The following is a 12,257-nucleotide window of genomic DNA, read 5'->3' as shown; positions in this document are numbered from 1 at the left end:
GGCCATGACCGATCACTTCGCGCAGGGCACCTCCGAGCTCGTCACTCTCCTCGGCCTCCAACCCCACGTGGAGGGCGGCTGGTTCCGCGAGACCTGGCAGACCTCGGCCACCGCGGACCCCGAGGGGTACGGCGGCCCCCGGGCGTATGCGACCGGCATCTACTTCCTGCTGCACCCCGGCGAGAGCTCCCGCTGGCACCGGGTGCGCTCCGACGAGATGTGGCTGTGGCACCGGGGCGGCCCGCTGCGGCTGCGGCTGGGCGGCGACGGCCCGGTGCCCGATGAGACCGGGGCCGAGGAGATGGTCCTCGGCCCCCGTGTCGAGCACCGCGAGCGGCCGCAGGTGCTGATCCCCGGCGGCGTCTGGCAGGCCGCCGAACCGGCGGGCGACGAACCGACCTTGGTGACGTGCGTCGTCGCACCCGGCTTCCACTTCGACGACTTCACGATGGCCTGAAACACGGCCCGAAACACGTGGCCTGAAACCGGAGCGCCGCACTGGCTGACAGCCGCCGGGCGCCCGCAGATGATGGCCGTGTGACGTCAACCAGCACTCACCTCACCCGTCTCCCCCGCCTCGCACCCGCGTACATAGGGGGTGTGCAGCTCGGCGCGTACGCTGCCAAAAAGCTGCTCACGCCCTCCGCCCATGAGCGGCTGCTGTTGCACTGCTCCACCAACGTCGACAATCTGCGCGCCGGCCGCTGGGACACCCTGCTCACCAGCGCGCTGGTGGTCGAATCGCCGATGGAGCTTCCCTATGCGCTGCTGCTCCTGGCCGTGCTCGGGTACGCGGAGTACGCCTATGGCGCGTGGTGGGCCGCGGGCGCCTTCCTGTACGGGCACGTGGGCGCGTCCCTGCTGGTGTACGGCGGGCTGCGCGCCCTGCGCACGAACGCCGCCACCCGGTCCGCGGTCGACGTGGGCATCAGCTACGGCCGGAACGCCCTGGCCGGGGCCCTGGCAGCCACACTGCGGGGCGCGCGAGTCCGTACGAGCTCCTGCACAGTACTGATCGCGCTGAGCGCGCGCCCCTTTCTGCGCGGGCGTACCGACTTCACCGACGCGGGACACCTGGTGTCCCTGGGACTGGGCCTGTCCCTGGGCGCATGGGGGCGGCGTCGCGGACTCGGCTACCGTTCCCCACAATAAAGACGCAAAGCGGAATCGCCCATAAGCAGCACATAAGGCACATCAGGGAGACGGCCCATGCCGCAGCAGCTCGATGCCACGACCATCACCAACCTCCGTGACCTCGGCGGCATCCCGCTCGCCGGCAACTCCGCGGTCCGCCCGGGTCTGCTGCTGCGCTCCGGCCAGCTGGACCGCCTGGACCCGACGGCCGACCCGGCCGTGGCCGCGCTCGGCATCCGCACGGTCGTCGACCTGCGCACCCAGGGCGAGCGGGAGGAGCGGCCGGACCTGCTGCCCGAGGGCGCACGGCTGGTCGTCGCGGACGTCATGGCGGGCCGGGAGGTGCCGTCCGGCGAGAAGGTGCCCGCCCGGCTGGAGACGGTGCTCGGCAACCCGGCGGCGGCCGAGGAGCACCTGGGCGGCGGCAAGGCCGAGAAACTGCTCTGCGAGACCTACCGCTCCTTCGTGGCCTCCGAGTCCGCCTGCCAGGCCTACGGCCTGCTGCTGACCTCCCTCGCCGAGCCGGACTGCGGCCCCCTGCTCTTCCACTGCACGGCGGGCAAGGACCGCACCGGCTGGGCGGCGAGCGTGATCCTCCTGCTGCTGGGCGCGGACGAGGCCACCGTGGAGCGCGAGTACCTCGACGTGGCCCCGGCCGTGCGCGCCGCCTTCGCGCCCCTCATCGAGCGGTTCACGGCGGCGGGCGGCGACCCGGAGATCACCGACGCGATCCTCGGCGTGCGCCCGGCCTACCTCGCGGCGGCGCTGGAGGAGATGCACCGGGCCCACGGCGACGTGGAGACCTACGTGCGCGACGGCCTCGGCGTCCCCGACCAGGCGGTCGACCGCATCCGCGCCCGCTTCCGCGCCTGACGCTCCCCCGGCGCGCGCCCTAGCCCGGGCGGGTGAAGTGACCATCGCACCATTCACTCGTTCTAAGGACGTGGAGCAGCAAGCTACAGTCCCCCGGCCACCGGCACCCGTCGACGTCGAACAGGCGGAGGCCGTGCTCATCGAGCACTACCCCCGTCTGGTGCGGCTCGCCTACCTCGTCCTGCCGCCCGCCCTGGGCCGCAACCGCCGGGTGCTGACGGCGCACGCGCTCGTGCAGCGCGCCCTGCCGCGCAACCGGGTGGGCGCCTCGGAGCTGAGCCTGCCGGCGCCCCGCGGGGCCGGCGGCTCGCCGGAGGACCCGGGGTACGGGTATGTGCGCCGGCGCGTCCTGCGGGCCGCGCTGGATGCCGGGCGGCCGCGCGGCCGGTGGAGCCTGCCCCGACCGGGGCAGCTGCCGCCGCTGCTGCCGCAGGTGTGGGGCTTGCGGCTGTTCCCCCGCTCGGGCGGCGCCGACGAGCTCGCCCTGGACCAGGCCCTCGCCGCCCTCTCCGGCCCCGGCCGGGCCGCGTACGCCCTGCGGATGCTGGAGCTGCCGACCGAGCAGGACGTGTGCCGCCTGCTGGCCGACGCCGGGGTGGACGACCCGGAGGCGGCGCTCACCGAGGCGGCCGGGGTGCGCACCCCGGCCGGCAGCCGGGACGCCTCGCTGCTGGAGTCGGTGGAGTTCGACCCCTGCTCCCTGCAGGCCCGCCCCACGGATCTGATGCGCCGCCGCCAGCACACCCGCGCGGCCCTCGCGGCGGCCGCCGCGGTCGTGGTGTGCGGCACGCTGCTGGCCCTGCCCGACGGCGGCTGGGGCCCCGACGGCGCGGCAGCGCCCTCGTACGCGCTCAACGAGTCCGCCCAACGGGCCCTGGACCCCGCCGAGTTGTCCAAGGCCTCCGCCACCGCCTGGAAGCGTGCCGACCGCCCGTCCTTCGCCGTCTGGCCCGCGCGCGGCAGCCGCACCGGCGACCGGGAGCTGCTGCGCCGTGCCCTTGCCGTCTGGGCCCGGCCGGGCCGTACGGTGCAGGTCACGGCGACGCCCGGCACCACCACCGGCCCGGCGGCCGGGCCGCCGCAGCTGCTGTACGCGGGCGAGGTCGACTCGGCGGTGGTCGTGCTGCTCTACGACGGCCTGCGCGTGGTGCGCTACGCCGAGGCCAAGAGCGGTGACACCGCCGGTGCCGCGCTGGACTTCGCCCGTACGGACGGGGCGGACGTGGCGTCCTCGAGCGCCCTGGTCCTCGGCCGCACCGACGGCAACGTCCGCTATCTGACGGCCCCCTGGGTGACGACCGCCGCCGTGCGCGATCTGCTCAAGCCCGACGACACCCCGCAGCCCCTGCACCGCGACGCGGACGGGGTCACCGACGCGGTGCCCAGCCCGGCCACGACCAACGACTGCCACGGCTGGACCTCGCTGCAGCTCGGCAACCACCTGGTCACCGACCTCGGCGAGCTCGTCCCCACCCGGCTGACCGCGGGCGCGCCGGCCGCACCGCGCGACGCCACCTCCGCCGCCGACCTGGCCGGCTGGTCCCACGGCGCCTGCCAGCTGCAGGCCGCGCGGTGGCAGGGCGTGCGCTCGGTCAACTCCTGGCAGTTCGCCACCCAGCCGCTGCCCGGGGCGGCGGGGAGCGCGCAGTGGTTCTGCACCCGCACCGAGACCTGGCGGGGCACGGGCAGCCTGGCGCTGGCCCGCTTCCAGGCGCCCGACGCACGCGCGGGCACGCCCGGCACGGTCGTCGGCCGCGGCGCGGACACCACCGCCTGCGGCCCCCGTGAGCCGCGCGTCCTGGCGGGCGTGCTGTGGAAGTCCCGCGGCGGCACGTGGTACGCGCTGGCGGCGGGCGGCGGCGACGTCGCCTCGATCACCGCGACGGGCGGGGTGCAGGGCAGCGCCCAGGGCCCGCTGCTGGCCGTACCGGCGAAGCAGGGCGTCCAGGCCGAGCTCACCGGCCGCCTGGAAGACGGCGGAAAGCTCGCCGCGATGCGCTGAACCCCTCGCCGACCAGGGCGATTTCCTCCCACTATGATGACCGCCATGACGACCGTGGCGCGCCGCAGGATGGCCGTCGAGCAGCGACGCGAGCACCTCATCTCGGTCGCCCTCGACCTGTTCAGCCACCGTCCGCCCGACGCGGTCTCGATCGAGGACATCGCGGGGGCGGCCGGGATTTCCCGGCCGCTCGTCTATCACTACTTCCCCGGCAAGCAGAGCCTGTACGAGGCGGCGCTGCGCCGGTCGGCCGACGAGCTGACGGCCCTGCTCCGCGAACCCCGCGAAGGCCCCCTGGGGCCCCGGCTGTTACGGGTCCTGCGCCGCTTCTTCGACTTCGTCGAGGCGCACGGCCCCGGCTTCGCCGCCCTGATGCGGGGCGGGCCCGCGGCGGCGGGGCCGGGGGTGGCGTGCGCAATGATCGACGAGGTGCGCGAGGCGGCGTACGAGCAGATGCTTCTGCACCTGGGGGTCGCCGAGCCCGGGGCGCGCCTGGAGCTGACCGTCCGCTCGTGGATCTCCCTGGCGGAGACGACGGCCCTGCTCTGGCTGAACGGCCTGCGCATCCCGCGGGAAGAGCTGGAGTTGCAGCTGGTCCACGATGTGGGGGCGCTGCTGGCGGTGAGCGCGGCCTTCGACGGCCAGGTGGCGGGGGTGCTGGCCCGGTGGGAGCTCTCCCCCGACCCCGGCCGGGGCTACCTCCGCTTGAACACCGCCACCGTGCGGCCCGGTACCGAGAAGGTTCCCGAGTCCGCCGCGTAGGACGCGGACTTCACCACCGGATCCGAGCCGGCCGCCTGCACCGGATGCAGGGCGTAGCCGGTACCGGCGGCCCCGGGGACGCGCTGTTCCTGGCGGTTCGGTGTCGCGTTGAAGACGACGGTCAGCTCGCCGGCCCGCATCGTGATGACGCCCGGCGTCTCGTCCTTCCCCGACAGCGGGAAGGAGACGGCGGCCTGGACGGCATCGGCCGTCGCCAGGCCGAACGCCTTCTCGCCCGTGCGGATCCGCAGCAGGTCACGGTAGGCGGCGGACGCGGCCGTCGTCGGGCCGCATCCGGGCCGCAGCGCCGCATCCGCCAGCAGCGGCCTGGCGTACGGCCACTTCGCGGCGTTGTCGGACGCGGGCGGCAGGCCGCGGCCGAAGCCGTTGCCGTCGGCGCAGTTCCAGTGGATCGCGTTGAACCAGTCGCCGCTGTCGTAGGAGTTCCGGTCGAGCGACTTCGACCGCAGCAGGTCCGTGCCCGCCTGGGAGAGGGCGGGCCCCTGGGAGAGCGCGGCGGTCGCCATGGCGACGACCTGCATCCGGGCCCGGTCGGCGGGCGGCGTGCCCTGCGGGAGCTTGTAGGCCAGTGCGTCGAACAGCGTCTCGTTGTCGTGCGCGTCGGCGTAGGAGAGCGCGTCGCCGGGCGCGGCCGCGTAGCCCGCGGGCGAGCCGTTGTAGTCGACGTCCGCGCCCCGGACGCTGCGGCCGGCCGAGTCGGTGAAGCGGTAGGGGGCGAGGTTGCCGGTCAGGCCGACCTTGATGAGGTCCTGGTCGTGCAGGAGCCGGGCGCGCTGCTCGCCGGGCGTGCCCTGGGGGGCGCCGTTGGGGTCGGTGAAGAGGCCGGAGGCGAAGCCCTGGCCGCGCGGGTCCTCGTCGAAGGGGCCGCCGCCGCGGATCGCGTCGCGTGAGCGGTCGGAGAAGGTGGCGATGCCGGTGCCCGCCATGTTCCGCTGGGTGGCCTGGACAAAGCGGACGTCGTTCGCGACCTCGCCGAAGTTCCAGCCCTCGCCGTAGAGGACGATCGAGCGCCCGTCGACGCCGTCCTCGGCGACGGTCAGGGCGTCGAGGGCGTGGCGCACGGCGAGGATGTTGGCCTTGGGGTGGTGGCCCATGAGGTCGAAGCGGAAGCCGTCGACCTTGTACTGCCTGGCCCAGGTGACGACGGAGTCGACGACGAGCTTGCCCATCATGGCGTGCTCGGGCGCGGTGTTGGCGCAGCAGGTGGAGGTGGCCACGGTGCCGTCGTCGAGGAGGCGCTGGTAGTAGCCGGGCACGATCCGGTCGAGGACGGACCGGGGGTCCTGTCCGGAGGCCGCGGTGTGGTTGTAGACGACGTCCATGACGGTCCGCAGTCCGGCGTGCGCCAGCCCCTGCACCATCTGCCGGAACTCACGGGTCCGCAGGGGGCCTGCGGGGTCGGAGGTGTACGAGCCCTCGGGAACGGTGTAGTGCAGCGGGTCGTAGCCCCAGTTGTAGGCGTCGCGGGCGGCGGTCCTGGCCACGCAGGCCTGCTGCTGCTCGGAGTCGGCGGGCAGCGCGGCGAGGTCGCAGCCGGGTACGGCCTGGTCGGCGCTGCGTTCGGGGACGGTGGCGAAGTCGAAGACGGGCAGGAGGTGGACGTAGGAGGTTCCGGCGTCGGCGAGTTGCTTCAGGTGCCGCATGCCGTCGGAGTCCTGGTCGGTGAAGGCGAGGTACCCGCCCGGGTGCCGGGAGGTGCGGTCGGCGACGGAGAAGTCGCGGACGTGCAGCTCCTGGATCTGCGCCTGGCGCAGGGGTACGGGCTTCGGCTTGCGCAGCCCCTGCCAGCCGGGCGGGGCGAGGGCGGGGTCGGCGAGGTCGGTGACGAGACTGCTTTCCGAGTCGGCGGTGAGGGCGGTGGAGTAGGGGTCGGTGACGTGGTTGGTGACGACCTCGCCGGCGGCCGGGGCCCAGACGGTGACGGCGTAGCGGTAGGGCTTGCCGGTCCATTGGCGGGGGCCGGTGACGCTCCAGACGCCGCTGGCGTCGTCGCGGTGCATGGGCACGGTCCGGTCGGCCAGTTCGAGGCTGACGTTCCGCGCGGTCGGCGCCCAGACGGAGAGGGTGGGGCGGCCGTTGCGGAAGATGGGGCCGAGATGGGCTTTGGTGGCCGAGGCGGCGTAGAGGTCGTCCAGGACGCCGGGTATCTGAACGCCGGTTTCGATGCCGTCGTCCGTCTCGGCGGTGAGCCGGCCGGTGAGCGCGGTGCGCTCCTCTTCTTCGCGGGCGTCGATGCGGAAGGCGTCGTAGCCGGTGGCGAGGTGGGGGTACTTGGCCCGCTGGGCCGGGTTCAGCCCGCCGGGTTGCTGGGTGAGGGTGAATCTTCCGCTGTCGTGGCGGAGGTGGTGGGGGTGGGTGGGGTTGCCGAGGGTTTTGGGCCAGGCGAGGGTTCGGTGGTCGATCCACTGGACCGTGGCCTTCGGCTGGGCGGGGGCGGCGTGGGCGGGTGCCGCGGGGAGTAAGAGGCATGTCGCTGCCGCGAGGGCGAGCAGTCGTTTCACGAGGGGGCTCCTTTGGCTGAGGTGAGAACAGTGGTCCTGCCCCGGTCCTCAAACGCCGGACGGGCTGAAATTCAGCCCGTCCGGCGTTTGAGGACACGCGGCGAAGCCGCGTCCGGGGGTCGAGGGGGCGCAGCCCCGGAAACGGTGAAAGGGCGGGACCGGGGCCAACTACCCGCACGTACGGGCACCCACATGCAGTGCCAGCGCCGTGTTCGGGCCCAGCGTCGCCGTGAAGCGCCCGTCGGCCCCCACCGTCACCCGCCGACCGCTCTGCACGTCGCAGTAGTCACCGCCCGCCAGCGACGTCTGGAAGCTGCGCGTCAGCGCGAAGGCCTCATGGTTGAGCGCCACGTACCCCCGGTCACCCCGACCGAAGGCAATCGCCTGGTACCCGTTGTCCCACCAATCCGTCACCCCCGCCCCCCGCACCGCATTGCGGAAGCCCACCATGGCCTTGATCTCCGGCCACTTGTGCTGGCACTTCCACCCGTCCTGCCAGCACTCGCGCACCGCACCGCCGCCAGGCGGCCCCGCGTCGCGGTCGGTGAACTCGTAGCCGGAGTGCACGTCCGGCGAGCCGTACGGCCAGGCGAGCATGAAGACGTTGGCCAGCGTGTAGGCGGCACCGTCCTTGTACGAGAGCGTGTCGCCGCTGCGCTCGGTGTCGTGGTTGTCGACGAAGACGGACGCCTGGGCGCCGGGCAGATAGCCCCAGCCCTCGCCGTAGTTGCGCAGGTAGGCCAGCCGCTCGCTCTGGAAGACCCGCTTGAGATCGCGCGCGTAGCGGAACTCCTGGACGTCGCCGTTGCGCAGGTACTCCTCCGGCTGGACGGCCTCGCCCGCGCCGTAGATGGTCTCCTGCTTCCAGTAGACGTCGGGCTTGGTCAGCTTGGTCTTGACGGCCGCGAGGTCGTCGGTGGCGATGTGCTTGGCGGCGTCGATGCGGAAGCCGTCGGCGCCGAGCGAGAGCAAGTCATCCAGATAGCCGGCGATGGCGGAGCGGACGTGGTCGCTGCCGGTGTCGAGGTCGGCGAGTTTGACCAGTTCGCAGTTCTGGACGTCGTTCCGGTCGGTGTAGTCGGCGACGGGCCTGCGGCAGGTGTGGAAGTCGGCGTCCTGGTAGAGGCCGGGGTAGCCGTACTTCGTATACGGCGTGCCTCCGGTGCCGGTGCCGGACGCGGAGGTCATGTGGTTGACGACCGCGTCGACGACGACCTTCACGCCTGCCGAGTGGCAGGCGGCGACCATGCCGGCGAACGCCGCGCGGTCGCCGAGCCGCCCGGCGATGCGGTAGCTGACGGGCTGGTACGAGGTCCACCACTGCGGGCCCTGCACGTGTTCCTGGGGCGGGGAGACCTGGACGTAGCCGTAACCGGCGGGGCCCAGCGTGTCCTTGCACTCCCGGCCGACGGAGTCGTACCTCCACTCGAAGAGGACCGCCGTGACGTCCTTGTCGCCGACGGGGGCGGCCTGCGCCGGCGGGGCGGTGTCGAGCGCCGCTCCGGCCGTGAGTGCCGTCAGGACGAGTGCCGCGGTCAGGGCTCTTCGCCCGGTTCCAGGCATGGGACTTCCTAGGGGTGGGGGGAGGTTCGACGGCCGAAAGGGCAACGTGCAGCGCCCGTAAGGCCGATGAAGGTTCTTGCGCAAGCCGTTCGCAAGCCGGTGCCAACATGCCGCGCACGAGACCGTACGAGCCCCGTCCGCACCGGTCAACCCTTCGGACACGAGTCGGTTACAACCGAGAAATCTCACCGTTTCCTTCTTGCAAGGTCTTTCGCAAGAGATTTCAGCCTGTTAGCTTCCTCCTCAGCTCGGGCCGCCCCCCTCCCCCCAGGCGGCCTCCTGGAAGAGGAGCATCCCTATGCGAAGAGGCATATCGGTCGCAGCCGCCATCGGCGTGCTGGCCCTGACCGCGACCGCGTGCGGCGGTGACGGCGGCAGCGGGAGCGACGGTTCGAAGGCGGCCAACGACCCGGGCAGCGTGAGCGGCACCGTCACCTGGTGGGACACCTCGGACGCGACCAACGAGGCACCGGCCTTCAAGAAGCTGGTCTCGGCCTTCGAGGCGAAGTACCCCAACATCCACGTCGATTACGTCAACGTGCCCTTCGACCAGGCGCAGCAGAAGTTCAAGACCGCCGCCGCCACCGGCAAGGGCGCGCCCGACGTGCTGCGTTCGGACGTCGGCTGGACCCCGGGCTTCGCGCAGCTCGGCTACCTCAAGGACCTCACCGGCACTCCGGCGCTCGACAAGAGCGACGACTTCCTGGACGGGCCGCTGAAGAACGCGGCGTACCAGGGCAAGACCTATGGCGTCCCGCAGGTCACCGACACCCTCGGCCTCCTCTACAACAAGGAGCTCTTCCAGAAGGCGGGCATCGACAAGCCCCCGGCCAGCTGGGCCGAGGTGAAGGAGGATGCCGCGAAGATCAAGGACAAGACCGGCGCGGACGGCATCGGCCTGAGCCCGGACGGCTACTACTCGCTGCCGTTCCTCTACGGCGAGAACAGCGACATGGTCGACGCGGGCAAGAAGAAGATCACCATCTCGGACGCCGCCTCCCTCAAGGGCATCGAGACCGCAGTCGACCTGGTGAAGTCCGGTGCCGCGCCCAAGCCCGCGGGCACGGACGGCTACAACGTCCTCAAGACGGACTTCAAGAACGGCAAGCTGGCGATGATGATCGACGGTCCCTGGGCGACCAAGGAGATCTTCGGCGGCGACGCCTACAAGAACAAGGCGAACCTGGGCATCGCGCCCGTCCCGGCGGGCTCCACGGGCACGGCGGGCGCCCCGGTCGGCGGCCACAACCTCGTGGTCTACGCGGGGACGAAGAACTTCGACGCCTCGTACCTCTTCACCCGGTTCATGACCGACGCCGCGCAGCAGGACCGCGTCTCCGACGCCATCGGCGTGCTGCCGACCCGCAAGTCGGCCTACACCAAGGAGGTGCTGGCCGACCCGGTACGCAGCTCCTTCTACCAGGCGCTCGGCAAGGCGCACCCGCGCCCGCCGATCCCGCAGGGCGGCGACCTGTTCCCGGACTGGCTGCAGCACTACACCCGGATCCTGACCCTGAAGGAGGACCCGAAGACGGGTCTGGACGCCACGGCCAAGACCTGGCAGTCCGCCCTCCTGAAGGACTACGGCATCGGGGAGTAGAGCCGGATGAGCTCAATCGTCACCCGGGCCAGGCGCTCCTTCGACACCCACTGGTACGCCTGGGCGATGGTGCTGCCGGTGGTCGTGGTCCTGGCCGTCCTCGTCGGCTACCCCCTGGGCCGGGGCATCTACCTGTCCTTCACCGACGCCAACGAGGCGAACGTCGGCCGCACGATCGGCGTCAACCACATCGCCTCGACCTACAAGTTCGTCGGTCTGGACAACTACTGGAAGGTGCTCTCCGGCCAGGAGGGCCACTTCTACTCGCGGCTGACGTGGACCGTCGTATGGACGGCGGCCTGTGTCTTCCTGCACTACGCGATCGGGCTGGGGCTGGCCCTGCTGCTCAACCGGCAGGTGCGGTTCCGGGCGCTGTACCGGGTGCTGCTGATCCTGCCGTGGGCGGTGCCCGCCTTCGTCGCCACCTTCTCGTGGCGGCTGATGTTCAACGAGAAATACGGGATCTTCAACGCCTTCCTCGGCAAGCTGGGCATGGGCAGCATGGACTGGCTCGGCGACAGCACCCTGCAGAAGGTGTCGGCGGTCGCGGTCAACGTGTGGCTGGGCGTGCCGTTCATGATGGTCGCCATCCTCGGCGGCCTGCAGGCCATCCCGAGTGAGCTGCACGAGGCGGCCGAGATGGACGGCGCCTCCCCCTGGCAGCGGTTCAGGCACGTGACGCTGCCGGGGCTGCGGCCGGTGAGCGGGACGGTGATCCTGCTGGGCGTCATCTGGACGTTCAACATGTTCCAGGTCATCTACCTGCTGATCGGGCAGGGCGCGAGCTCGGAGAGCGAGATCCTGGTGACGTACTCCTACCGGCTGGCCTTCCAGGGCGTCCGCGACTATGCGGGGTCGGCGACGTACGGCATCCTCATCCTCTCGCTCCTGCTGGTCTTCGCCGTCTTCTACCGCCGGTTGCTCGCCCGTCAGGAGGCAGCACGATGAGCACCCCCAAGCCCCGTCCGCGGGGGACGCGTTCGCGCGGCGCGTCCGCCGCCCTGCACACGGTGCTGATCGCCGCCTCGGCCGTCTCGGTCTTCCCGGTGCTCTTCATCGTCTTCCTGTCCCTGCGGGGGCGCGACGGCTGGCAGGAGCCGACCCGCTTCGTCGGCTTCGACCTCTCCAACTACCGGCACATCCTGGGCCAGACGAAGTTCCTGACCTGGTTCGGCAATTCGCTGGTCGTGGCGCTGGGCGCGACCGTGATCGGCGTGCTCATCTCGGCGAGCGCGGGCTACGCCGTCTCGCGGATGCGCTTCCCCGGCCACCGGCCGCTGATGTGGACGTTCCTGGTGGTGCAGATGTTCCCGATGGCGGTGCTCATCGTGCCGCTGTACAACATCCTCGGGCAGCTGGAGCTCCTGGACTCCTACGGGGGTCTGATCCTCACCTACTGCTCGGTCTCGGTGCCGTTCTGCGCGTGGATGCTCAAGGGCTACTTCGACTCCATACCCACCGAGATCGACGAGGCCGGCCGGGTGGACGGGCTGACGCCGTTCGGCACCTTCTGGCGGCTGATCATGCCGCTGGCCCGGCCGGGCCTCGCGGTGACCGGCTTCTACTCCTTCATCACCGCCTGGGGCGAGGTCGCCTTCGCCAGCCAGTTCATGAGCAGCGAGGAGCACTACACGCTCGCCGTGGGCCTGCAGACCTTCGTCGGCCAGCAGAAGGCCGAGTGGGGGCTGATGACGGCGGCGGCCGTGCTCATCACCGTCCCGGCCGGCGCGATCTTCTTCCTCGCCCAGCGGCACCTGGTGGCGGGGCTGACCGCGGGCGGCACCAAGGGCTGACCGCGCTC

General features: G+C 71.8%; 8 protein-coding genes and 2 pseudogenes. 8 read left to right on the top strand and 2 right to left on the bottom strand.

Translation table 11 applies throughout. The features are described from left to right. Positions 1-4 precede the first annotated feature (4 nt). The 5 genes from FHS39_RS08845 to FHS39_RS08825 all read left to right on the top strand — a co-directional run bounded on the left by FHS39_RS08845 (position 5) and on the right by FHS39_RS08825 (position 4,771). Entirely contained in the window at positions 5-457 is a 453-nt protein-coding gene (locus FHS39_RS08845) for a cupin domain-containing protein (RefSeq protein WP_184348055.1), read from the top strand. 80 nt (positions 458-537) lie between these two features. Next, entirely contained in the window at positions 538-1,152 is a 615-nt protein-coding gene (locus tag FHS39_RS08840; RefSeq protein ID WP_184348053.1) for a rhomboid-like protein, read from the top strand. Between the two features lie 57 nt (positions 1,153-1,209). After that, entirely contained in the window at positions 1,210-2,007 is a 798-nt protein-coding gene (locus FHS39_RS08835; protein WP_184348051.1) for a tyrosine-protein phosphatase, read from the top strand. A gap of 70 nt (positions 2,008-2,077) precedes the next feature. Further along, on the top strand, positions 2,078-4,009 hold the full coding sequence (locus tag FHS39_RS08830) for a hypothetical protein (protein ID WP_184348049.1): 1,932 nt from the start codon (positions 2,078-2,080) through the stop codon (positions 4,007-4,009). A gap of 45 nt (positions 4,010-4,054) precedes the next feature. Further along, complete coding sequence (locus tag FHS39_RS08825) at positions 4,055-4,771, top strand: TetR/AcrR family transcriptional regulator (RefSeq protein WP_184348047.1); 717 nt, start codon at positions 4,055-4,057, stop codon at positions 4,769-4,771. Here FHS39_RS08825 and pulA read toward each other — a convergent pair. Together pulA and FHS39_RS08815 are read right to left on the bottom strand one after the other, a co-directional pair. After that, positions 4,705-7,254, bottom strand: a pseudogene (gene pulA, locus FHS39_RS08820) (pullulanase-type alpha-1,6-glucosidase); the annotation flags it as partial. The gene FHS39_RS08825 and the pseudogene pulA overlap by 67 nt on opposite strands. A 210-nt stretch (positions 7,255-7,464) precedes the next feature. Then, positions 7,465-8,856 (bottom strand): annotated as a pseudogene (locus tag FHS39_RS08815) (alpha-amylase); the annotation flags it as partial. A 298-nt stretch (positions 8,857-9,154) separates the two neighbouring features. Between FHS39_RS08815 and FHS39_RS08810 the strand changes: the two are divergent. The 3 genes from FHS39_RS08810 to FHS39_RS08800 are packed head-to-tail and all read left to right on the top strand — an operon-like array spanning position 9,155 to position 12,249. Further along, a complete protein-coding gene (locus FHS39_RS08810; protein ID WP_184348041.1) occupies positions 9,155-10,456 on the top strand; it encodes an extracellular solute-binding protein in 1,302 nt (433 codons plus the stop codon). A gap of 6 nt (positions 10,457-10,462) precedes the next feature. Beyond that, positions 10,463-11,404, top strand: coding sequence for a carbohydrate ABC transporter permease (locus tag FHS39_RS08805; protein WP_184348032.1), 942 nt, complete (start codon positions 10,463-10,465; stop codon positions 11,402-11,404). Continuing rightward, on the top strand, positions 11,401-12,249 hold the full coding sequence (locus FHS39_RS08800; protein ID WP_184348030.1) for a sugar ABC transporter permease: 849 nt from the start codon (positions 11,401-11,403) through the stop codon (positions 12,247-12,249). Before FHS39_RS08805 ends, FHS39_RS08800 begins: the two co-directional genes overlap by 4 nt. The last annotated feature ends 8 nt before the right edge of the window (positions 12,250-12,257 follow it).

The sequence above is a fragment of the Streptomyces olivoverticillatus genome, assembly GCF_014203555.1.
GTDB classification, from domain to species: Bacteria; Actinomycetota; Actinomycetes; order Streptomycetales; family Streptomycetaceae; genus Streptomyces; species Streptomyces olivoverticillatus.
Note: the sequence above shows the minus strand (reverse complement) of the source record. Positions and strands in the feature narration are given on the sequence as shown.

What these genes read in the sequence shown, in the direction of transcription:
- FHS39_RS08845 (WP_184348055.1), top strand. Translation starts at nt 5, where the DNA reads ATGACCGATCACTTCGCGCAGGGCACCTCCGAGCTCGTCACTCTCCTC.
- FHS39_RS08825 (WP_184348047.1), top strand. Translation starts at nt 4,055, where the DNA reads ATGACGACCGTGGCGCGCCGCAGGATGGCCGTCGAGCAGCGACGCGAG.
- FHS39_RS08835 (WP_184348051.1), top strand. Translation starts at nt 1,210, where the DNA reads ATGCCGCAGCAGCTCGATGCCACGACCATCACCAACCTCCGTGACCTC.
- FHS39_RS08805 (WP_184348032.1), top strand. Translation starts at nt 10,463, where the DNA reads ATGAGCTCAATCGTCACCCGGGCCAGGCGCTCCTTCGACACCCACTGG.
- FHS39_RS08810 (WP_184348041.1), top strand. Translation starts at nt 9,155, where the DNA reads ATGCGAAGAGGCATATCGGTCGCAGCCGCCATCGGCGTGCTGGCCCTG.
- FHS39_RS08800 (WP_184348030.1), top strand. Translation starts at nt 11,401, where the DNA reads ATGAGCACCCCCAAGCCCCGTCCGCGGGGGACGCGTTCGCGCGGCGCG.